Annotated in this window: 21 protein-coding genes and 1 other RNA gene; 15 read left to right on the forward strand and 7 right to left on the reverse strand. The window is 56.9% G+C overall.

From position 1 onward, the window contains the following. Positions 1 to 184 precede the first annotated feature (184 nt). Positions 185 to 1,423 (forward strand): phosphoglycerate dehydrogenase, encoded by a 1,239-nt coding sequence (gene serA / locus IV493_RS02765; protein ID WP_095706718.1) that lies wholly within the window; start codon positions 185 to 187, stop codon positions 1,421 to 1,423. A gap of 351 nt (positions 1,424 to 1,774) precedes the next feature. Here the strand turns inward: serA and IV493_RS02770 are convergent, their stop codons facing one another. The 3 genes from IV493_RS02770 to zapA form a co-directional block, all read right to left on the reverse strand. Then, entirely contained in the window at positions 1,775 to 2,368 is a 594-nt protein-coding gene (locus IV493_RS02770) for a 5-formyltetrahydrofolate cyclo-ligase (RefSeq protein WP_095707692.1), read from the reverse strand. Positions 2,369 to 2,460: 92 nt separating this feature from the next. Further along, positions 2,461 to 2,644: non-coding RNA, 6S RNA (gene ssrS / locus IV493_RS02775), on the reverse strand. A gap of 40 nt (positions 2,645 to 2,684) precedes the next feature. Next, positions 2,685 to 3,014, reverse strand: coding sequence for a cell division protein ZapA (gene zapA, locus IV493_RS02780; protein WP_008925677.1), 330 nt, complete (start codon positions 3,012 to 3,014; stop codon positions 2,685 to 2,687). 170 nt (positions 3,015 to 3,184) lie between these two features. Here zapA and IV493_RS02785 point away from each other — a divergent pair, with 170 nt between their 5' ends. The 8 genes from IV493_RS02785 to IV493_RS02820 all read left to right on the forward strand — a co-directional run bounded on the left by IV493_RS02785 (position 3,185) and on the right by IV493_RS02820 (position 13,227). Beyond that, a complete protein-coding gene (locus IV493_RS02785) occupies positions 3,185 to 3,763 on the forward strand; it encodes a YecA family protein (RefSeq protein WP_195857692.1) in 579 nt (192 codons plus the stop codon). 46 nt (positions 3,764 to 3,809) lie between these two features. Then, complete coding sequence (pepP, locus tag IV493_RS02790; RefSeq protein WP_081463853.1) at positions 3,810 to 5,132, forward strand: Xaa-Pro aminopeptidase; 1,323 nt, start codon at positions 3,810 to 3,812, stop codon at positions 5,130 to 5,132. Then, positions 5,129 to 6,307, forward strand: a complete 1,179-nt coding sequence (gene ubiH, locus IV493_RS02795; protein WP_195857693.1) for a 2-octaprenyl-6-methoxyphenyl hydroxylase — start codon at positions 5,129 to 5,131, stop codon at positions 6,305 to 6,307. Before pepP ends, ubiH begins: the two co-directional genes overlap by 4 nt. A 13-nt stretch (positions 6,308 to 6,320) precedes the next feature. Further along, on the forward strand, positions 6,321 to 7,523 hold the full coding sequence (gene ubiI / locus IV493_RS02800; protein ID WP_195857694.1) for an FAD-dependent 2-octaprenylphenol hydroxylase: 1,203 nt from the start codon (positions 6,321 to 6,323) through the stop codon (positions 7,521 to 7,523). Positions 7,524 to 7,955: 432 nt separating this feature from the next. Next, positions 7,956 to 9,053, forward strand: coding sequence for a glycine cleavage system aminomethyltransferase GcvT (gcvT, locus tag IV493_RS02805; protein WP_195857695.1), 1,098 nt, complete (start codon positions 7,956 to 7,958; stop codon positions 9,051 to 9,053). A gap of 23 nt (positions 9,054 to 9,076) precedes the next feature. Next, a complete protein-coding gene (gene gcvH / locus IV493_RS02810; protein ID WP_033733675.1) occupies positions 9,077 to 9,463 on the forward strand; it encodes a glycine cleavage system protein GcvH in 387 nt (128 codons plus the stop codon). An 80-nt stretch (positions 9,464 to 9,543) separates the two neighbouring features. Further along, the gene (gcvP, locus tag IV493_RS02815) at positions 9,544 to 12,417 is read left to right on the forward strand and encodes an aminomethyl-transferring glycine dehydrogenase (protein ID WP_195857696.1); all 2,874 of its coding nucleotides are present in this window, start codon (positions 9,544 to 9,546) and stop codon (positions 12,415 to 12,417) included. A 66-nt stretch (positions 12,418 to 12,483) separates the two neighbouring features. Continuing rightward, positions 12,484 to 13,227, forward strand: coding sequence for an SDR family oxidoreductase (locus IV493_RS02820; protein ID WP_195857697.1), 744 nt, complete (start codon positions 12,484 to 12,486; stop codon positions 13,225 to 13,227). A 30-nt stretch (positions 13,228 to 13,257) separates the two neighbouring features. Here the strand turns inward: IV493_RS02820 and IV493_RS02825 are convergent, their stop codons facing one another. Then, positions 13,258 to 14,697, reverse strand: a complete 1,440-nt coding sequence (locus tag IV493_RS02825; protein ID WP_195857698.1) for a 6-phospho-beta-glucosidase — start codon at positions 14,695 to 14,697, stop codon at positions 13,258 to 13,260. Positions 14,698 to 14,812: 115 nt separating this feature from the next. Then, complete coding sequence (locus IV493_RS02830; RefSeq protein WP_013358940.1) at positions 14,813 to 15,532, reverse strand: MurR/RpiR family transcriptional regulator; 720 nt, start codon at positions 15,530 to 15,532, stop codon at positions 14,813 to 14,815. A 170-nt stretch (positions 15,533 to 15,702) separates the two neighbouring features. On the opposite strand from IV493_RS02830, the gene IV493_RS02835 reads away from it, so the two are divergent. Continuing rightward, a complete protein-coding gene (locus IV493_RS02835) occupies positions 15,703 to 16,368 on the forward strand; it encodes a hemolysin III family protein (RefSeq protein ID WP_013358939.1) in 666 nt (221 codons plus the stop codon). A gap of 49 nt (positions 16,369 to 16,417) precedes the next feature. Here the strand turns inward: IV493_RS02835 and ygfZ are convergent, their stop codons facing one another. After that, on the reverse strand, positions 16,418 to 17,404 hold the full coding sequence (ygfZ, locus tag IV493_RS02840; protein WP_195857699.1) for a tRNA-modifying protein YgfZ: 987 nt from the start codon (positions 17,402 to 17,404) through the stop codon (positions 16,418 to 16,420). A gap of 226 nt (positions 17,405 to 17,630) precedes the next feature. On the opposite strand from ygfZ, the gene sdhE reads away from it, so the two are divergent. Together sdhE and IV493_RS02850 are read left to right on the forward strand one after the other, a co-directional pair. Further along, the gene (gene sdhE / locus IV493_RS02845; RefSeq protein WP_013358937.1) at positions 17,631 to 17,897 is read left to right on the forward strand and encodes an FAD assembly factor SdhE; all 267 of its coding nucleotides are present in this window, start codon (positions 17,631 to 17,633) and stop codon (positions 17,895 to 17,897) included. Further along, complete coding sequence (locus IV493_RS02850; protein WP_195857700.1) at positions 17,872 to 18,282, forward strand: protein YgfX; 411 nt, start codon at positions 17,872 to 17,874, stop codon at positions 18,280 to 18,282. The genes sdhE and IV493_RS02850 overlap by 26 nt, the downstream gene beginning before the upstream one ends. Before the next feature lie 72 nt (positions 18,283 to 18,354). Here IV493_RS02850 and fldB read toward each other — a convergent pair whose 3' ends face one another. Then, a complete protein-coding gene (gene fldB / locus IV493_RS02855; protein WP_033733827.1) occupies positions 18,355 to 18,873 on the reverse strand; it encodes a flavodoxin FldB in 519 nt (172 codons plus the stop codon). 102 nt (positions 18,874 to 18,975) lie between these two features. Here fldB and xerD point away from each other — a divergent pair, with 102 nt between their 5' ends. From xerD to recJ, 3 genes are read left to right on the forward strand one after another with little or no spacing between them, the layout of a single operon-like run. Then, complete coding sequence (xerD, locus tag IV493_RS02860; protein ID WP_013358934.1) at positions 18,976 to 19,869, forward strand: site-specific tyrosine recombinase XerD; 894 nt, start codon at positions 18,976 to 18,978, stop codon at positions 19,867 to 19,869. A gap of 21 nt (positions 19,870 to 19,890) precedes the next feature. Then, on the forward strand, positions 19,891 to 20,604 hold the full coding sequence (gene dsbC / locus IV493_RS02865) for a bifunctional protein-disulfide isomerase/oxidoreductase DsbC (protein WP_013358933.1): 714 nt from the start codon (positions 19,891 to 19,893) through the stop codon (positions 20,602 to 20,604). Positions 20,605 to 20,607: 3 nt separating this feature from the next. Beyond that, positions 20,608 to 22,344: a single-stranded-DNA-specific exonuclease RecJ gene (gene recJ / locus IV493_RS02870; RefSeq protein WP_195857701.1), complete on the forward strand. Its 1,737-nt coding sequence runs from the start codon at positions 20,608 to 20,610 to the stop codon at positions 22,342 to 22,344. Positions 22,345 to 22,399: the final 55 nt, after the last annotated feature.

The raw sequence follows: 22,399 nt of genomic DNA on the forward strand, positions 1-22,399 counted from the left end.
TCGACAGTAGGTTCGTTCTCTCTTCATCGCTGACCTCATGATTTTGTCCGGCAATGTGCTGCTGTCAGCCATTGCCGTGCTGGCTGCCGGGCAATCGTTTGTATTGCCGGACGCGATTTTTTTGATATTTTGACAGAAGGCTGGCTTATGGTAGTCCTCATTGAATGCTGAATAGGATCGGGAAATGGCAAAGGTATCACTGGAAAAAGATAAGATTAAGTTCCTGCTGGTGGAAGGTGTTCATCAGAGCGCGCTGGAGAATCTGCGGGCTGCAGGCTACACCAACATCGAATTCCACAAGGGCGCACTGGACTCCGACGCGTTAAAAGCATCGATCCGCGATGCGCACTTCATTGGTATCCGTTCCCGCTCCCAGCTCACTGAAGAGATTTTTGCGGCGGCTGAAAAGCTGGTTGCCGTTGGCTGTTTCTGTATCGGCACTAACCAGGTTGATCTGCAGGCGGCTGCGAGCCGGGGTATTCCGGTATTCAATGCGCCGTTCTCGAATACCCGCTCGGTGGCAGAGCTGGTCATTGGTGAGATGCTGCTGATGCTGCGTGGCATCCCCGAAGCGAATGCGAAAGCACACCGTGGTATCTGGAATAAGATTGCCAAAGGTTCATTTGAAGCGCGTGGTAAAAAGCTGGGTATTATCGGTTACGGTCATATCGGGATGCAGCTGGGCGTGCTGGCCGAAAGCCTGGGTATGCATGTTTTCTTCTACGACATTGAAAACAAGCTGCCGCTGGGTAATGCCACCCAGGTACGCCATCTGGCCGATCTGCTCAACATGAGCGACGTTGTCAGCCTGCACGTGCCGGAAACCGCCTCTACACAGGATATGATCGGTGCAGAACAGCTGGCGCAAATGAAACCCGGTGCGCTGCTGATTAACGCCTCACGTGGCACCGTCGTGGATATTCCGGCGTTGTGTGAAGCCCTGGCCAGCAAGCATGTGGGTGGCGCAGCCATCGATGTCTTCCCGACCGAGCCTGCCACCAACAGCGAGCCGTTTATATCTCCACTGAGTGAGTTCGACAACGTGATCCTGACGCCACACATTGGCGGCTCGACAGAAGAAGCGCAGGAGAACATCGGAATTGAAGTAGCGGGTAAGCTGGCGAAATATTCCGATAACGGCTCGACTCTCTCAGCGGTTAACTTCCCGGAAGTGTCACTGCCGATTCACGGTATCAGCGCCAGTCGTCTGCTGCACATCCATGAAAACCGTCCCGGCGTGCTGACGGCCATCAACCAGATATTCGCAGAGCAGGGTATCAACATCGCCGCGCAGTATCTGCAGACCTCGCCGTTTATGGGTTATGTGGTTATCGACATTGATGCAGAGCCAGAAGTGGCAGAGAACGCGCTGCAGCTGATGAAAGCGATTCCGGGCACTATCCGCGCGCGTCTGCTTTACTAAGTGATACCAACCTGAATAGGCGCTTAGTCGCGTCTCTTCAGGTAGTTAATACAGGCTGTCCCGATTTGCTGTAATACCGAAACTGCGAAGAGAACACGGTCAGATCGGAAAGACGCAAAAGCCGCCATCCATGGCATGCTCGGCCCGCGCGATTACGCACCTCATCCCTGAGGTGCGCCCGTGAACGTGCCAACGCTTTGCGCTGTTCAAAACGCTCCCGGCGTTTTTGTCCCTTGCGCGGGACGCTTTTCTCTTATGACCATGTTCCCTGCGCGTTGAGCTATTTCATTGCTGCCAAATGCGCCCAAATATGGGTTTAAGCCGTCTGAAAATCCCCTAACAGTGCTTCTTCTACTCCCACTGCCAGAGCTTTGACGGCGTCATCACCGCTGGCAAAGGCACATCCCATTCTGCAACCGGCAGGCTATCCACCTGCTGACAGTCGTGTGCCAGACCGACGGGCAAAAAACCGTGCTGCCGCCAGTTCTGTAGCGTACGGTCATAGAAGCCGCCGCCCATTCCCAGCCGTTGCCCATGCTGATCAAAGGCCACCAGCGGCACCAGCATCAGATCCAGTTGATCAAGTGTGATCAACTGCCGGATATCGAGCGGCGGTTCAGGAATACGCAGTTTATTCGGGATCAGTGGTGTATCGGGCGAGTAGCGCAGAAACAGTAAATTACCGGGGGAGAAAGGGTGTAAAACCGGCAGATAGACGGCTTTCTTCAGATGCCAGAGCCGGGCAATCAGCGGACGGGTATTCAGCTCACCATCAACCGACAGAAACAGGGCAATATTGCGCGCGGCAGTAACTGGAGCGTAGTTAAGGGCAAGTTCAGCGAGCTGTTCGGCCGCCTGGGCCTGCTGCTCATCCGTCATGGCACGACGCAGATGGCGCACCTGCTGACGAATTTCCTGACGCTGTAACATTGAAGGTGATGACATGGAAGGTTCAGACATGATTTCCCCGCCGTTTAAGCCGCTGTGCAGCGACTATAACATGTCGTTCCGGGGAAAAAAGCAGGACTACAGAAAGGGAGATCTCCGAGATGCCGCCGTAGGCTGTAACCCTTGAACCCTTGGTTCAAGGTGAACATGCCGTCGTAACCATCAGGCTTCTCGGACGAACCGAGCATGCACACAGGTTACAGAGCGTCACATTCTGTTTTTTCGAAATATCGGCTCAGGGGACTGGCCCACATGCAAACATCTCAGAGAAAATTTACCTCACCGTTGCTGTAACGATAGCAACCATGAAGTTTTATTCGAACTTCGCACCTTCACGCTCAGAGATGCGACCTTGCTCAACCAGTGCCTGTTCTATCGTCTGCTGCAGCATACGAATACGCTGTTCCATATTAGCAGCATAATCGCGCGTTTTCACTTTCTCTTGCGCCAGCTCGTGGCAGACGTTTAACGCGGCGATGAACACCAGTTGTTCTGTATTTGTGACTCTAGTGCGAACTTTTAGATCTTGCAACCGTTGATTGAGATCTTCAGCCGCGCTATTGAGCGCATCTTGCTGCTCTGGCGGACAATTCACTCTCAACGAACGACCAAAAATTTGTAAATCTACCGGTTGTGCAGACATGCCACCTTCCTGACTGATTACTTCGCTCGCAACTCCCTTAGCAGTCAATGGCTTGGGAGGCGGGCAACTATATAGACCCACGAAATAAGATACAACCCCTTTTCTGGAAACCTTGAGGCAGCTAGTGGTAGCATAACACGAACTTATTCTGCCAACGACGATGAAAACTTATGTCCTTACAGAACGCAACCCCCGATTACGACGCGCTCGCGGCTGTGCTCTCCCAGCAGGGCGTTGGCATGACGCCCGCGGAAATGCATGGCCTGCTGAGCGGGATCCTCTGTGGCGGTAACCAGGACACCAGCTGGAAGACGCTGGTACACGATCTGGCTAACGAAGGCATGGCGTTTTCACACACTCTTGCCGTGCCGCTGGCGGCGCTGCACGAGCACACGGCCACCACGCTGGAAGATGACGGCTTCCTGTTTCAGCTGATGCTTCCTGCTGACGATGACATCACTGTCTTTGACCGCGCAGATGCACTGGCAGGCTGGGTTAACCATTTTCTGCTCGGCCTGGGCGTAACACAGCCTAAACTGGATAAGGTCACCGGCGAAACCGGCGAAGCAATCGACGATTTGCGCACTATCGCCCAGCTTGGTTACGAAGAAGATGAAGACCAGGAAGAGCTGGAGCAGTCGCTGGAAGAGGTGATCGAGTATGTGCGTGTCGCCGCACTGCTGTGCCACGATACGTTTACCCGTCCCCAGCCCACCGCGCCAGAAGTGCAAAAACCGACGCTACACTAATTTCAGGTCAACGCGTTTAACCGGTCAGTTTACAGGGAGTGCAGAGATGATTTCACTGGAACGATACCTGCAGCGTCGTCAGGCGCTGCTGGCAAAGATGGCGCCTGGCAGCGCAGCGCTGATTTTTGCTGCGCCAGAAGTGACACGCAGTAATGACACGGAATACCCGTTTCGTCAGAGCAGCGACTTCAGCTATTTCACCGGCTTTAACGAGCCGCAGGCACTGCTGGTGCTGATCAAAAGCGATGAAAATCATAATCACAGCGTGCTGTTTAACCGCGTGCGTGACCCGGCAGCAGAAGTCTGGTCTGGACGTCGGCTGGGCCAGGAGGCGGCTCCCGAAAAACTGGGCGTTGATCGTGCCTTACCCTGGAGTGATATCGGTGAACAACTCCACCTGCTGCTGAATGGCCTTGACGTCATTTACCATGCGCAGGGCGAATATGCCCATGCGGATACGCTGGTGTTCAGCGCGCTGGACAAGCTGCGTCGCGGTTTCCGTCAGAATCTCAGTGCGCCGGCCACCGTCACTGACTGGCGACCGTGGGTGCATGAAATGCGCCTGTTCAAAGATGCTGAGGAGATTGCATTGTTACGTCGCGCCGGGGAAATCAGCGCACTGGCGCATACCCGTGCCATGCAAATCTGTCAGCCCGGCATGTTTGAGTACCAGCTTGAAGGTGAAATTCATCACGAATTTACCCGCCACGGCGCGCGTTATCCCTCCTACAACACCATTGTGGGGGCCGGTGAGAACGGCTGTATTCTGCACTACACCGAAAACGAAAGTGAGATGCGTGACGGCGATCTGGTGCTGATCGATGCAGGCTGTGAATTCTACGGCTATGCGGGCGATATCACCCGCACCTTCCCGGTTAACGGCAAATTCAGCCCGGCGCAGCGCGCGATTTACGACATCGTGCTGGCTTCGCTGAAGCGATCGCTTGAGATGTTCCGCCCTGGCGTCAGCATTCGTGAAGTGAATGATGAAGTGGTGCGCATCATGATTACCGGTCTGGTTGAACTGGGCATCCTTGAGGGCGACGTTGATACCCTGCTTGCCGAAGAGGCGCATCGTCGGTTCTTTATGCACGGCCTGAGCCACTGGCTGGGGCTGGATGTGCACGATGTCGGTCACTATGGCACGCCGAGCCGCGACCGGATTCTGGAGCCGGGCATGGTGTTAACCGTCGAGCCGGGCCTTTATATCGCCCCGGATGCGGACGTGCCCGCACAGTATCGCGGCATCGGCATCCGAATTGAAGATGACATTGTGATTACGGAAGATGGCATTGAGAATCTCACCGACAGCGTGGTGAAAGAGGCCGATGAGATTGAAGCACTGATGGCGGCGGCAAAACAGGCATGACGATTCTGATTGCCGGAGGCGGCATGACCGGGGCGATGCTGGCGCTGGCGATCTCCCATCTCACCCAGGGCACACTGCCGGTGACGCTGATTGAAAGCAGTGAGCCTGGCAGTCGGGCGCATCCTGGTTTCGATGGCCGCGCGATTGCGCTCTCTGCCGGCACCTGCCAGCAGCTGGCGGACATCAATCTGTGGCAGCGCATCGCCAGTTGTGCCACCCCGATTACCGATATCCATGTTTCCGACCGCGGGCACGCTGGCTTTGTGTCGCTGGCAGCGGCTGATTACGCGATTCCGGCGCTGGGACAGGTGGTCGAACTGTTTGACGTCGGTCAGCGGCTATTTGCTGAACTGAAAAAAGCGCCAGGCGTGACGCTGCGCTGTCCGGCGCGCGTTACGCATGCCCAACGCAGCGAGCAGCAGGTTGAGGTGACGCTGGACAGTGGCGAGCAACTGAGCGGCAAACTGCTGGTAGCGGCGGATGGCACGCGCTCTGCGCTGGCCGCCTCGTGCGGTATTCAGTGGCAGCGGGACGACTATCAGCAGCTCGCAGCGATTGCCAATGTCACCACTGCGTTGCCTCATCAGGGCCGGGCATTCGAGCGTTTCACCGAACATGGCCCGCTGGCGTTGCTGCCGATGTCCGGCAACCGTCTGTCACTGGTCTGGTGTCATCCGCTTTCGCAGCGTGAACGCATTGAGCAGTGGAGCGAGGCCGAATTTCTGAGCCAGCTTCAGCGTGCCTTTGGCTGGCGCCTGGGCAAATTCACCCACACCGGTCAGCGTGAATATTACCCGCTGGCACTCCACCGGGCGATCTCGCCCGTGACCCACCGCGTGGCGGTGGTGGGCAATGCAGCACAGACGCTGCATCCGATTGCTGGTCAGGGCTTCAATCTTGGCCTGCGGGATGTGATGTCGCTGGCCGAAACCCTGGCCGCCGCCCATCGCCAGCAGCAGGACCCCGGCAGCTATGCGGTGCTGAACCATTACCAGCAGCGTCGTCAGCCCGACCGCGCCGCGACTATCGGTATTACCGACGGTCTGGTTCGTGTCTTTGCGAATCGCTATGGCCCGATGGTGGCCGGTCGCAACCTGGGTCTGCTGGCGATGGATCATCTGCCGTGGTTACGAAATCAACTGGCTGAGCGTACGCTTGGCTGGGTTAAGCGTTAATAAAGAGGCTCAGATGCAAACTTTTGATGTGGTGATTGCCGGTGGCGGTATGGTGGGGCTGGCGGTGGCCTGCGGCTTGCAGGGCAGCGGGCTGCGCATCGCCGTGCTGGAAAAATCGCCGGAGCCACCGCTGGCGCTGAGTGCGTCTCCGTCCATTCGCGTGTCGGCAATCAATGCTGCCAGCGAACGGCTGCTGCAGAAGCTGGATGTCTGGTCGACCATTCTCTCGCTGCGCTGCCGCGCATATCACGGCATGGAAGTGTGGGATAAGGACAGTTTCGGCACCATCGCCTTTGATGATGAGCAGCAGGGCCTGTCGCATCTGGGCCATATCATCGAAAACCCGGTGATTCATAACGCGCTCTGGCAACGCGCCAGCGCCTGCAGTGACGTAACGCTGATGGCACCCTCGCAGTTACAGCAGGTGGCATTTGGCGACAACGAAGCCTTTATTACCCTGCAGGATGGCAGCATGTTAAGCGCGCGATTAATGATTGCCGCTGACGGGGCTAACTCCTGGCTGCGTAATAAAGCCGATATTCCGCTGACCTTCTGGGATTACGATCACCATGCGTTAGTGGCTAACGTCCGCACTGAGAAGCCTCACGATGCGGTAGCGCGCCAGGTGTTCCACGGCGACGGCATTCTGGCTTTCCTGCCGATGCAGGATCCCCATCTGAGCTCCATCGTCTGGTCGCTCTCGCCGCAGGAAGCGAGTCGTCTGGAAACCATGCCGGAAGCGCTGTTCAATCAGCATCTCTCAGTGGCGTTTGATATGCGCCTTGGCCTGTGCCAGCTCGAGAGCGAGCGTCAGTCGTTCCCGCTGGTGGCGCGCTATGCTCGCAACTTTGCGGCACACCGCCTGGCGCTGGTGGGCGATGCGGCCCACACCATTCATCCACTGGCGGGTCAGGGCGTTAACCTTGGCTTTATGGATGCCGCCGAATTGATTGGTGAAATTCGCCGTCTGCATCAGCAGGGTAAAGATATTGGTCAGCACCTTTATCTGCGTCGCTACGAGCGCAGCCGTAAGCACAGTGCTGCCATGATGCTGGCGGGAATGCAGGGCTTCCGTGAAATGTTCGCCGGTAATAATCCGGCAAAAAAACTGCTGCGCGACGTCGGTCTGAAACTGGCCGATCGCCTGCCTGGGGTAAAACCCATGATGCTGAAGCAGGCGATGGGCCTGAATGATTTGCCCGCCTGGCTACGCTAAATCCACACCTTCTGATAAGCCAGCATCTGCTGGCTTTTTTTATCCCTTAACCCCTCTGCACCACCAAAAGGCAACGCTGCACCATCAGGGATCTTCGTTTGATTTATTCTAATTTTGCGGCCGAATTCGCATTACTTTTTCTCATTCATCTCCTGGCAGGGTGCGGAATTTTTTTAACATCCTGAATGCCATCCCGCATAAATTTGCTGCGTATATTTAAAAGCCCTGCATTTATTGCGCGATTAATCACAAAATTGCAGTTTTTTATCCTGTGGTCAGCTGTTCCTGGTTAGGCTGTGCATCTGCTTTCGACCCCGGTTTGCTTATGGTTAATCGTCAGATTCGGTGGTAACGTCAGCCGTAAGAGAACGTTTGCGTCGGCCCTTAATTCCGGCGCACTTTTGCACTCAACCGCTTCTGCACAGGATGGTTATGACTCAGCAAACACCTCTGTTTGAACAGCATCAGGCCTGCGGTGCCCGCATGGTAGATTTTCATGGCTGGATGATGCCGCTGCACTATGGCTCCCAGATGGATGAACATCATGTGGTGCGCAGCGACGCCGGTATGTTTGATGTCTCTCACATGACCATTGTTGACCTGACAGGTCCGCGTACCCGCGAATTCCTGCGCTACCTGCTGGCAAATGATGTGGCAAAACTGACGCAGCCGGGTAAAGCGCTCTACACCGGCATGCTGAATGCTTCAGGTGGCGTCATTGATGATTTAATTGTTTACTTTATGAGCGAAGCGTTCTTCAGGCTGGTGGTGAACTCCGCGACCCGTGAGAAGGACCTCGCCTGGATTACCCAACACGCAGAGGGCTATGGCATTACGCTCACCGAACGTGATGACCTGGCGCTGATTGCCGTGCAGGGGCCGCAGGCGCAGCAGAAAGCGCAGACCCTGTTCAGCGAAGAACAGCGTCTGGCTGTCGCTGGCATGAAGCCGTTTTTCGGTGTGCAGTCAGGTGACCTGTTTATCGCTACGACCGGCTACACCGGCGAAGCGGGCTATGAAATTGCGATGCCCGCAGAAGAAGCGGCCGATTTCTGGCAGCGTCTGCTGGCCGCTGGTGTAAAACCGGCTGGCCTTGGCGCACGCGATACGCTGCGTCTGGAGGCGGGTATGAATCTTTATGGTCAGGAGATGGATGAAGGCGTGTCACCGCTGGCCGCCAACATGGGCTGGACCGTCTGCTGGGAACCCGCCGATCGCGATTTCATCGGCCGGGAAGCGCTGGAACTGCAGCGTGAACGTGGCACCGAAATACTGGTGGGGCTGATCCTCACAGAAAAAGGGGTGCTGCGTAACGGCCAGCCGGTGCGTTTCACCGATGACCAGGGGCAGTTGCAGGAAGGCATCATCACCAGTGGTTCTTTCTCACCGACGCTGGGTTACAGCATCGCCCTGGCGCGTGTTCCTGCCTCTGTTGGCAGCACTGCCATCGTTGAGATCCGTAACCGCCAGATGCCGGTTCAGGTTACCCGTCCCGTTTTTGTCCGCGCCGGTAAACCGGTCGCCCAGTAAATTTTATTCAGGAGAAATGGCCAATGAGCAATGTGCCGAATACGTTGAAGTACCGCGACAGCCACGAATGGGTGCGCAAAGAAGCCGATGGCAGCTACACGGTGGGGATTACGGAACATGCGCAGGAGTTACTGGGCGACATGGTGTTTGTTGATCTGCCTGAAGTGGGCGCGACGTTTGCTGCCGGTGAAGAGTGCGCGGTGGCTGAATCCGTTAAAGCGGCCTCAGACATCTATGCGCCGATCAGCGGTGAGATTGTGGCGGTCAACGAAGCGCTGACCGACTCGCCGGAGCAGGTCAACAGCGAGCCTTATGACGGCGGCTGGTTATTTAAAATCAAAGCCAGCGACGCGTCTGAAATCGACACGTTGCTGGATGCGGATGCTTACAAAGCCTCCATCGACGAGTAGTCGTCAGGCGGCCTCGTGCAGAGGCCGCAGATTTCTGTTTGCTCTCCGGTTCCCCCAGCCCGATTCAGGATTTACTGCTAATGACTCAGACTCTCAGCCAGCTTGAACACAACGGTGCATTCATCGAGCGCCATATTGGTCCTTCACCTGAGCAGCAGGCGCAGATGCTTGACGCGATTGGTGCCCGTTCGCTGGACGCGTTAATCAGCACGATTGTGCCGGCAGATATTCAGCTGCCTGGCCCGCCCGCGGTGGGCGAAGCCGCTACGGAACAGCAGGCGCTGGCCGAACTGAAAGCCATTGCCAGCCAGAATATGCGGTACAAATCCTGGATCGGTATGGGATACAGCGCGGTTATTACCCCGCCGGTTATCCTGCGTAACATGCTTGAAAATCCAGGCTGGTACACCGCCTATACGCCGTATCAGCCTGAAGTTTCACAAGGCCGTCTGGAAGCGCTGCTGAACTTTCAGCAGCTGACGCTGGATCTCACCGGCATGGATATCGCGTCCGCCTCGCTGCTGGATGAAGCCACTGCCGCCGCCGAAGCGATGGCAATGGCAAAACGCGTCAGTAAGCTCAAAAACGCCAATAAATTCTTCATTGCCGACGATATTCATCCGCAGACGCTGGATGTGGTCCGTACCCGTGCGGAGACGTTCGGCTTCGAACTGATCATCGACAGCGCCGACAAGGCATCCGATCACGACGACCTGTTTGGCGTGCTATTGCAACAGGTGGGCACAACGGGTGAAGCGCATGATTACAGCGCGCTGATTGCCGGGCTGAAAGCACGCAAAGTCGTAGTCAGCATGGCGGCGGACTTTATGTCGCTGGTGTTACTGGAAGCGCCAGGTAAGCAGGGCGCAGACATCGTCTTTGGTTCCGCTCAGCGCTTCGGCGTGCCAATGGGTTACGGCGGCCCGCATGCCGCCTTCTTCGCCAGCCGCGATGAGCATAAACGCTCCATGCCAGGCCGCATCATCGGTGTGTCACGTGATGCCGCAGGCAATACGGCGCTGCGTATGGCGATGCAGACCCGCGAACAACATATCCGCCGTGAAAAGGCTAATTCCAACATCTGTACGTCGCAGGTGCTGCTGGCCAACATCGCCGGTCTCTACGCGGTGTTCCACGGCCCGGCCGGTCTGAAACGCATTGCCTCACGCATTCACCGCTTCACGAATATTCTGGCAGCCGGACTGCAGCAGGGCGGCCTGAAGCTGCGCCATCAGCACTGGTTCGATACGCTGACAGTGGAAGTGGCGGATAAAGCCGCCGTGCTGAATCGCGCCCTGAGCTTTGGCGTTAACCTGCGCAGTGACATCCATAACGCCGTTGGCATCACGCTGGATGAAACCACCTGCCGCGACGATATTCTGGCGCTGTTCGCTATTCTGCTGGGTGATGAGCACGGCCAGGATCTGGAAAAGCTCGACAGCGAAGTCGCCAGCGAAAGCCATGCGATTCCGGCTGGCCTGCAACGCCACAGCGAGATCCTGACCCATCCGGTGTTCAACCGTCATCACAGCGAAACCGAGATGATGCGTTACATGCACAGCCTGGAGAAAAAGGATCTGGCGCTGAATCAGGCGATGATCCCGCTCGGTTCCTGCACCATGAAGCTGAATGCTGCTGCCGAAATGATCCCGATCACCTGGCCGGAATTTGCAGAATTACATCCGTTCTGCCCGGCGGAACAGGCGACCGGCTATCTGCAGATGATCGGCCAGCTTTCACAGTGGCTGGTGCAGCTCACCGGCTATGACGCACTCTGTATGCAGCCGAACTCCGGCGCGCAGGGTGAATATGCCGGGCTGCTGGCGATCCGCCGCTATCACGAAAGCCGCGGCGAGGGCGATCGTCATCTCTGCCTGATACCGAGCTCGGCGCACGGTACGAACCCGGCTTCAGCCCAGATGGCGGGCATGGACGTGGTGGTGGTGGCCTGCGATAAACAGGGCAACATCGACCTCGGCGACCTGCGCGAAAAAGCGGCGCAGGCGGGCGATAAGCTCTCCTGCATCATGGTGACGTATCCGTCCACCCACGGCGTTTACGAAGAGACCATCCGTGAGGTGTGCCAGATTGTGCATCAGTACGGCGGCCAGGTTTATCTTGATGGCGCGAATATGAATGCGCAGGTCGGCATTACCACGCCGGGCTACATCGGCGCCGATGTCTCGCACCTCAATCTGCATAAAACCTTCTGCATTCCGCACGGCGGCGGCGGTCCGGGTATGGGACCGATTGGCGTGAAAGCGCACCTGGCGCCGTTTGTTCCGGGGCACAGCGTGGTGCAGATTGACGGTGTGCTGACGCAGCAGGGCGCGGTCTCCGCAGCGCCGTTTGGCAGCGCCTCTATTCTGCCGATCAGCTGGATGTACATTCGCATGATGGGTGCGGAAGGGCTGAAGCAGGCCAGTTCAGTCGCCATTCTGAATGCCAACTACATCGCCAGCCGCCTGCAGTCCGCCTATCCGGTGCTTTACACTGGCCGTGACGGACGCGTGGCGCATGAATGTATTCTCGACATCCGCCCGCTGAAAGAGCAGACCGGTATCAGTGAGCTGGATATCGCTAAGCGCCTGATCGATTACGGATTCCACGCGCCGACCATGTCTTTCCCTGTAGCAGGCACGCTGATGGTGGAGCCGACCGAGTCTGAGAGCAAAATCGAACTGGATCGCTTTATCGACGCGATGCTGGCGATCCGCATGGAGATTGACCGGGTTACGGCAGGTGAATGGCCGCTGGACGACAATCCACTGGTGAATGCGCCACATACCCAGCTGGAAATCGTCAGCGAGTGGTCACATCCTTACAGTCGCGAACTGGCCGTCTTCCCGGCGGGCAGCCACAACAAATACTGGCCGACGGTGAAACGTCTGGATGATGTATTTGGCGACCGTAATCTGTTCTGCTCCTGCGTGCCGATGAGCGACTATCAGTAATCTTCGCACAGACAAGCATTAACCATCAGGGGCCGCTTCGTCGGCCCTTTTTTCTGGAGAATCAGCATGAAACTGGCACTGGTTACGGGTGGCAGCCGCGGTATCGGACGGGCCACCTCGCTGTTACTGGCCGCGCGGGGTTATCGGGTTGCGGTGAACTACCGTCAGCGCGAGGCAGAAGCGCAACAGCTGGTGGCACAGATCCAGCAGCAGGGCGGTGAAGCCTTTGCGGTTCAGGCGGATATCAGTGATGAAGCCCAGGTGATGGCAATGTTTGCGCAGCTCGACCAGCAGTCTGTGCCGCTGGCGTTGCTGGTGAACAACGCCGGGATTCTGTTTCAGCAGTGCCGTACAGAGCAGCTGGATGCGGCGCGCCTGCATAAGGTCTTTGCCACCAACGTCATCGGGACCTTTCTCTGTTGTCGTGAGGCGGTGAAGCGGATGGGCACCCATCACGGCGGTCAGGGCGGCGCGATCGTAAACGTCTCGTCGGCCGCGTCGCGTATCGGTGCGCCCGGTGAATATGTTGATTACGCCGCCTCAAAAGGGGCAATGGATACACTGACCAAAGGTTTGTCGCTGGAAGTGGCGCAGCAGGGGATTCGGGTCAACGGCGTCCGTCCGGGATTCATCTATACAGAGATGCATGCCGATGGCGGCGAGCCGGGCAGGGTAGACAGGCTTGCCAGCGTGATCCCGATGGGACGTGGCGGTGAGGCAGAAGAGGTGGCGGAAGCGATCGTCTGGCTGGCCAGCGACGCGGCCTCTTACGTCACCGGCAGCATCATTGACGCTGCCGGTGGGCGTTAGGTGGCTTCGCAGCTTATGCGGCGTGAAGAATCAGAGGTTTTCGCCGTTGCTGGCGATAACCTGCTGATACCAGCTAAAGCTCTTCTTCTTCGCACGAGAAAAGTCGCCGCTGCCATCATCGTTTTTATTCACATGAATAAAGCCGTAACGCTTGTCGTACTGGCCGGTGGTAAACGAAACGCAATCCAGGCAGCCCCACGGCGTATAACCCATTAATTCGACGCCATCATGTGTCACGGCTTTCTTCATCTCTTCGATGTGCGCACGCAGATAGTCGATACGGTAATCATCTTCAATCAGCCCGTCGGCATTGGGCTTATCGATAGCACCAAAGCCGTTTTCCACAATAAACAGCGGCTTCTGATAACGCTCGTACATCTCGTTCATGGCATAGCGCAGGCCCACCGGGTCGATCTGCCAGCCCCAGTCTGACGCTTTCACATGCGGGTTTTTCACCACGCCTTCAAAGCCGGTAATCGGGTCGTCAACGCCGCTGGCATCGGTCTTCACGGCGTTACTCATGTAGTAGCTGAAGCCGACATAGTCGGCGCAACCCTGGCGCAGCGTCGCGGCATCGTCCGCTTCCATCTGGATGTTATACCCTTTGCGCGCCCACTCTTTCAGGGTGTACGCCGGATAGTAGCCGCGCATCTGCACGTCACTGAACACATAGCGCTGATGCATCGACTCCTGGGCCAGCACCACATCGTCCGGATGGCAGGAAAACGGGTAGACCGGGACCATGGCGATCATGCAGCCAATCTGAAAGTCAGGATTGATAGCGTGACCGAGTTTGACCACTCTGGCGCTGGCAACAAACTGGTGGTGCATCACCTGATACATTGCCTGTTCAGGCTTCTCGTGTTCGGTGAAGATCACGCCAGAACAGCAGTAACCAAACAGCGGATACTGCCAGTTGCGCTGGTTATTGATCTCGTTAAAAGTCATCCAGTATTTCACTTTGTTCTTATAGCGATTCAGCACCACTTCGCTGAAGCGCACAAAGAAGTCGACCACTTTGCGGTTATGCCAGCCGCCATACTCTTTGACCAGGTGATAAGGCATTTCGAAGTGCGAAAGGGTGATAACCGGTTCAATGCCATACTTCAGCAGTTCATCAAACAGATCGTCATAGAATTGCAGACCCGCTTCGTTGGGCTGCTGCTCATCCCCGTTGGGGAAGATGCGGGTCCAGGCAATGGAGGTGCGGAAGCATTTGAAGCCCATCTCGGCAAACAGCGCGACATCCTCTTTGTAGTGGGAGTAAAACTCCACGCCCTTGTGGTTCGGATAAAAATGGCCAGGCTGCACGCCGTCGGTGATCACCCGGTCAACGCCATGCGAACCGCCGGTCAGCACGTCAGCAATGCTGACGCCTTTGCCGCCCTGATCCCAGCCGCCTTCAACCTGATGCGCCGCCACCGCGCCGCCCCACAGAAAGCCTTTTGGTAACTGCAATTCTGCACTCATGCTTCACCCCATTGCGGATATTGAAATTGGGCTGAGTGTAGCAAGGCAATAATGAAAGTCACGATATAACAGCGCGCCAGTCATTGCGTTTGTTACACCTGAAAAACAGGCTGTTTTATTTGCCCAACTGGCGGCCGATCGCTTCAATAATATAGGTCACTGGCACCTGCGTCGTAATATCCGTGTTGTCCGCCATACGGATAATCGGCACATGGTAGCAGAGGTTGAAATCACCAATCTTCGCCAGCGAGCAGCTTTCCGTATTGGTTATCGCAATGATTCTGCACTTATTCAGACTGAACTGGCTGGCAATACGCAGGATCTCTTCGGTTTCACCAGAGACGGATAAAATAATGGCAATGGCATTTTCATAGAGATCGGGAGCGACCGGATAATAGGGGTCATCAATCGCATGACTGAATTTACCAAGGTTGGAGAAAAAGCGCGCGCCATATTTCGCCAGGCTGCCGGAGGTGCCGACACCAATAAAGAAGACCCGCTCAGCCTGATTAATTTTCTGCGCGGCCTGGGCGATGAGCTGTTCAAATTCCGGGTTATTAATACTTTTAAAAAAGCTCAGCATCTCGCTGACGCCCGCCGTGTTGAGCAATGGCGCGCTCTGTTTTTCGCTTAAGCGCAGGCGGATGCGGAATTCCGACCAGCCTTCGCAGTCCATCTTGCGGCAGAAACGCAGCACGGTGGTGGTGGAGACACCAGCCTGCGCAGCCAGCTCGCGGATCGTCATGTAGCTGACGCCTTCGCGATGCTTAATGATGAACTGATAGACCTGCATTTCCAGATCGTTAAGGCGGGCAAGATCGCGATGCGAAAACATGGATGGCTCATTGAACAGTTGACCGGCGGTCAGTTTACCAGATTCAGCACCGGGTTTAACGGAGAGTGAATTTCAGCTAAATAATTTTAGCGTACACGTGTACACTGAAAAAATTATTGGCTACGCTGGGTAACAGTTATGACTGCTATGGAGCTGTTCAGGAACCGGATATGACCACTACACTCTCTCAAAAACACCGGCCCGCTGCGGGTTATTCAGTTGCTGAAGAAATTGCCAACAGTATCAGTCACGGCCTTGGCTGCCTGTTCGGTATCGTCGGGCTGATACTGATGATCAACCAGGCCACTGCGCGGCAGGCGGACACCCTCACTTTTATCAGTTACAGCCTCTATGGCGGTAGCATGATCCTGCTGTTTCTGGCCTCGACGCTCTATCATGCGGTTCCGGATGGACCGGCCAGACCCTGGCTGAAAAAGCTGGATCACTGCGCTATCTATCTGCTGATTGCGGGCACCTATACGCCGTTTCTGCTGGTCGGGCTGAGGACGCCGCTGGCATATGGATTAATGGCGGTGATCTGGGGGCTGGCGCTGGCCGGGATTCTGTTCAAGCTCACGATTGCACATCGCTTTAAAGCGCTGTCGCTGGTGACCTATCTCTGTATGGGGTGGCTGTCGCTGATTGTGGTTTATCAGCTGGCGATGATCCTGCCAGCGGGCTGTATCTGGCTGCTGGCCGCAGGCGGGATTATCTATTCGCTGGGCGTGATCTTCTATGTGGCGCGCCGCATTCCCTATAACCATGCCATCTGGCATTTGTTCGTGCTGGGCGGCAGCCTTTGCCACTTCTGCGCCATCTACTTCTATGTGCGCTGAGTAGATTGCGGCATGGCCCTTCCGTTAAAGGAAGGGCCTGGACGTTACATCACTCTTCAGTCAGCGAGTAGGGTAGTGGCTGAATGGTCAGATGCCCGCCCTCGTCACCTTCAACCCGCAGCACGCTATCCGGCTCCAGATCGTTATTCAGCACCACCTGAATCCAGCTGATGCCGTCATCTAACTGCACCGCAGCCAGCACGCTGCCGGTACGACGCCAGCGTTCACCCATCTGCAACTCCAGCGGGGCGTTGGCTTCGGGCAGATGACTGGCCTGACCCGCCAGCCAGTAAAGCGCGCGTTTATTGGCACCGCGATATTTCGCTCTGGCGACCATCTCCTGACCGGCATAGCAGCCCTTTTTAAAGCTGATGGCATCCAGCGCCTGCAGGTTAGTGGCCTGCGGAATAAACTGCACGCTGGTGGCCGGATCGATCACCGGAATTCCCGCTTCAATATCCAGTGCCAGCCACTGCTGACTGTCATTGAACTGTGCATCATCGTTGAGCTTCTGCTTCAGCGTCTCAGCCTGTGCCTGCGAGGTAACAATCAGAAAGCGCTCGGCCGGATGGGCGAACCACAGCAGCGTCGTTTCTCCCTGCTGCACGACCGGTTTCTCGCTGTCGGGCAGGCTATCAAACAGATTCGCCAGCGCGGCGCGTGCCTGAAAACCGGCAACGCCCAGCAGCACGGACTCATCGTCAGCCGCCATCGTCACTTTCGAAAACACCGCGTATTTTTTTAACTCGGTCAACTGGGTGTCGCGCAGGTCACGGCGAATCAGATAGGCATAGCCTTCGCCGCGATGGAACAGGCGCATATTGCTCCACATTTTGCCTTTAGCATCGCAGTGTGCGGCGGGCGAATGGTGGTCTGCATCCAGCGCCGCGACATCCAGCGTTAACTGACCCTGCAGGTAAGCGGTGCTGTCGGCACCGGTAATGGAAACCAGCGCCCAGCTATCCAGTGACATCAGGGTTAACGGCAGACGAGACGACGCGGCAGGCTGGCGCGGCGGTAAAGTAAAAGTGGGCATGGAGGTATCCTGTATAAGAAGCTTCATCCGGAATATTGTCTTCAATGTTAAAAGAGCCGACTGGCAATGCAACCTGTTTACGGAAAACGGCGCACAAAAGGCGTGATAACCTTGAAAACGCGCGTTCTGAAATGTGGCAGGTTGCACAGCCTGCGACGCTGCGCCTGCGAGCCGCAGTAAACCAGGTTACACTAGCGGCCACGTTGTGAATTGTGGAAATTGACGCATGGATATTAATGATAAATCACGTATTCAGTGGGCCTGCCGTCGCGGCATGCTGGAACTGGATGTGGCGATTATGCCGTTCTTCAAATTTGAGTATGACACGCTGAACGACACGGATAAGCAGGTCTTTGTTGCCCTGCTGAAGAGTGACGATCCCGATCTGTTTAACTGGCTCATGAATCATGGCGAGCCAGCCGATCCGGAGCTTAAGCGGATGGTAAAACTGATCCAGCAGCGTAACCATGATCGCGGCCCGGTGGCAATGTAAGCTGCGACCCTCTCGCCTGGCGTGCGGATGTCTGTGCGCCTGGCTGGTGGCTGCCGTTCCTGGTGTAATCCTGATGACGCTGCCTGTGGGCGGCTGGCTGATTAAAACGCCGGTTATTCTGCTGATGCTGGCTGAAGGCTGGCGTTGTTACCGGCGATTGATTCGGCGACATGGCACATTGCAGCGGGAAAGCGTTCATTGCTGGATCTGGCAGGGAAAACGCTGGCGGCCCACCCAGCCGCTGCGGTGGTTACCGATTGGCATACTGCTGGTAGCGAAGAGCGAACAGGGGGCTATGCTGCGCTGGTGGCTGATGCATGACAATATGCAGCCGGACGAATGGCGGGCGTTGCGCGCCAGCTGCTTCAGTAAGGCGCGGCATTAACGGCAACAGGGCTGGCAATCATCGTCTGCTGGCGCATGGGTTCAACAACAGCAAACCAGCGCGCCTGACCGGTCAGAGCAGTGCGGCGGTTTCGGTTAACACCTGTTCACACCACTGCTCAACACGCTCATCGGTGACCTCAAACTGATTCACATCATCCAGCGCCAGCCCCACAAACTGCGCGCCATCGGCACTCAGCGGTTTCGGGCTGGTAAATTCATAGCCTTCAAGCGGCCAGTAGCCGACAAAGCGCACGCCCATCGGCTGGAGCAACTCGTGCAGCATGCCGAGCGCATCTAAAAACCACTCGCCATAGCCAATCTGATCGCCCATGCCATAGAGCGCGACAATCTTGTTTTGCAGATTCAGCGCGGGCAGTTGCGTCCAGATGGCTTCCCAGTCCTCCTGCAACTCACCGAAATCCCAGGTCGGGATGCCCATGATCAGCAAGTCGTACTGCTCCATCAGGCGCGGGTCGTCATCTTTGACGTTATGCAGCGTTACTAACTCTTCGCCAATAAAATCGCGAATTTTTTCCGCTACGATTTCGGTGTAACAGGTACTGGAACCGTAAAAAAGACCGATTTTCATGCAGATAACACTCTGTAAATACTGACTTTGGCGCAATTGTACCAGAAGCACCGCTGAATCAGGCATAATGAGCATGATTTTACACCAGACGGCGGAGATAACGTGCAGGACAGCGAACTGACAGAACAGTTTCTTGATGCGCTCTGGATTGAACGCAATCTGGCGCAGAATACTCTCTCCTCTTATCGTCAGGATCTTCAGACGCTGACCGGCTGGCTGACGCATCACCAGCTGACGCTGCTCAGCGTGACGCCGCTGGATCTGCAGCAGTTTCTGGCCGAACGGCTGGAGGGCGGCTACAAGGCGACCAGCTCAGCGCGGCTGCTCAGCGCGATGCGTCGCCTGTTCCAGTATCTTTATCGCGAAAAGCTGCGCCCGGACGATCCCAGCGCGTTGCTGTCCGCGCCAAAACTGCCGCAGCGTCTGCCGAAAGATCTCAGTGAAGCCCAGGTTGAGCGGCTGTTACAGGCACCGGATACCAACATTCCGCTGGAGCTGCGCGACAAGGCGATGCTGGAGGTGCTCTATGCCACCGGCCTGCGCGTCTCTGAACTGACTGGACTGACGCTCAGCGACATCAGCCTGCGCCAGGGCGTCGTGCGGGTTATCGGTAAAGGCGATAAAGAGCGGCTGGTGCCGTTAGGTGAAGAAGCGGTTTACTGGCTGGAGCAATATATGGAACATGGTCGCCCATGGCTGCTCAATGGTCAGACGCTGGACGTGATGTTTCCCAGTAATCGGGCACAGCAGATGACGCGCCAGACCTTCTGGCATCGCATCAAGCATTACGCCACGCTGGCGGGGATCGACAGCGAAAAGTTATCGCCGCATGTGATGCGTCACGCCTTTGCGACCCATCTGCTGAACCACGGCGCGGATCTGCGTGTCGTACAGATGCTGCTGGGACATAGCGATCTCTCTACCACCCAAATTTATACGCACGTCGCCACTGAGCGCCTGCGTCAGTTGCATCAACAACACCATCCGCGAGCCTGATTCGCGGCCATAAGGATAAAAATGAACAAGCATTTTGCCATGCTGGCCCTGTTAGCCAGCGCCTTTTCCGGTCTGGCACAGGCCGATGACAGCGCCATTCAGCAATCTCTTAAAAAGCTCGGCCTGAACCAGACGGAGATCAGCCCGTCACCGCTGCCGGGATTTAAAACCGTGCTGTCGGAAAGCGGCGTGCTCTATGTGACCGATGACGGCAAACATATGATTCAGGGCCCGCTCTATGATGTCAGCGGCAAACAGCCGGTCAACGTCACCAACCAGCTGCTGGACAAAAAAGTCGAGGCGCTGGTGCCGGAAATGATCGTCTATAAAGCGCCAAAAGAGCAGCATGTGATCACGGTCTTCACCGACATCACCTGCGGCTACTGTCACAAGCTGCACGAGCAGATGGCGGACTACAATGCGCTGGGCATCACCGTGCGCTACCTGGCGTTTCCGCGTGAAGGGCTGAATGGTCAGATCGAACCAGCGATGAAAGCGATCTGGTGCAGCGCTGATCGCAATAAAGCGTTCGATGAGGCGATGAAAGGCAATGCACCGAAAATGGCCGCGCCGGACAGCTGCAAAATCGATATTGCTCAGCACTACAAACTGGGCGTGCTGTTCGGCATTCAGGGCACTCCCGCGATGCTGACCGACACCGGCATGATGATCCCGGGTTATCAGTCGCCGCAGGAGCTGAAGCAGGTGCTGGACAATCAGAAGCGTGGTGGTTAATCGGTGTTAAAACAGGAAGTGGAACTGCGTCGCCGGGAGGTGACGGTTGATGATGCGCTGCCGGCTACGCTGCCGCCGCTGCTGAAACGACTCTATCTGCAACGCGGCGTGTGCGACGCCGCGGAACTGGAGCGCGGTGCGAAAAACCTGCTGCCGTATCAGTCCTTAAGCGGGATTGAAAGCGCTGTGGCGCTGCTGCACCAGGCGCTGCTGGATGGGCGTCGCATTATGGTGGTGGGCGACTTTGATGCCGATGGCGCAACCAGTACTGCGCTGACGGTGATGGCGCTGCGCAGCATGGGGGGCGGCAACGTGCAGTATCTGGTGCCTAACCGCTTTGAAGATGGTTATGGCCTCAGTCCGGAAGTGGTTGAGCAGGCGCGCGCGCGCGGTGCCGCGATGATCCTGACGGTCGATAACGGCATCTCCTCTCATGCCGGTGTGGAATGCGCACATCAGCACGGTATTCCGGTGCTGATTACCGATCACCATCTGCCGGGCGAAACCTTACCGGCCGCTGAAGCGATCGTGAATCCCAATCTGCCGGACTGCAACTTTCCCTCACGCGCGCTGGCGGGCGTGGGCGTCGCGTTCTATCTGATGCTGGCGCTGCGCGCCCATCTGCGTACCCAGGGCTGGTTTGGCGCTACCCGCGCTGAACCGAATCTGGCGGAGATGCTGGATCTGGTGGCACTCGGCACGGTAGCCGATGTGGTGCCGCTCGACGTTAATAACCGCATTCTGGTGTGGCAGGGGCTCAGCCGTATCCGGGCCGGAAAATGTCGGCCAGGCATCCGGGCGCTGCTGGAGATTGCGAATCGCGAGGCGCGTCAGCTGGCGGCCAGCGATCTCGGTTTCGCGCTGGGGCCGCGGCTCAACGCCGCAGGCCGCCTCGACGATATGTCGGTGGGCGTAGCGCTGTTAATGACCGACGATCTCAGCCAGGCGCGCATGCTGGCCAGTGAACTGGATGCGCTGAACCAGACGCGCAAAGAGATAGAGCAGGGCATGCAGAGCGAAGCGCTGGCGCTGTGTCAGGCGCTGGAGCGTGAACAGAGCGATCTGCCGCTGGGACTGGCCTTTTATCATCCCGAATGGCATCAGGGCGTGGTGGGCATTCTCGCCTCTCGTCTGAAAGAGCGTTTCCATCGTCCGGTCATTGCCTTTGCGCCGGCCGGCGACGGCACGCTGAAAGGTTCGGGCCGTTCGATTGCCGGTCTGCATCTGCGCGACGCACTCGAGCGTCTGGACACGCTGAATCCAGGCCTGATGCTGAAGTTCGGCGGTCACGCCATGGCGGCCGGTTTATCGCTGGAAACCGCACGTTACGAGGAGTTTCGTCAGCGCTTTGCCGACCTGGTCGGTGAGTGGCTGGATGGCGAATCGCTGCAGGGCATTATCTGGTCCGATGGCGCGTTACAGCCGCAGGAGTTTTCGCTGCAGACCGCAGAGATGCTGCGCGAAGCCGGTCCCTGGGGCCAGGCGTTCCCGGAACCCGCGTTTGACGGCAAATTTAAGCTGCTGCAACAGCGTCTGGTGGGCGAGCGTCATCTGAAAGTGATGGTCGAGCCGCTTAATGGTGGGCCGTTGATCGATGGTATCGCCTTTAATGTCGATACCACGCTTTGGCCCGACAGCAGCATTCGTCAGGTCGAACTGGCGTATAAGCTGGATATTAATGAGTATCGCGGTAACCGCTCAGTGCAGCTGATCATCGACCATATCTGGCCGCTGAACTGAGTCAGACAGGCTGTCGCGACTCTCCGGCCACGGCAGATGCGCGACAGCCTGATTA

Origin of the sequence: Pantoea sp. SM3640, from assembly GCF_015654165.1 — a bacterium.
Taxonomy (GTDB): domain Bacteria; phylum Pseudomonadota; class Gammaproteobacteria; order Enterobacterales; family Enterobacteriaceae; genus Pantoea; species Pantoea vagans.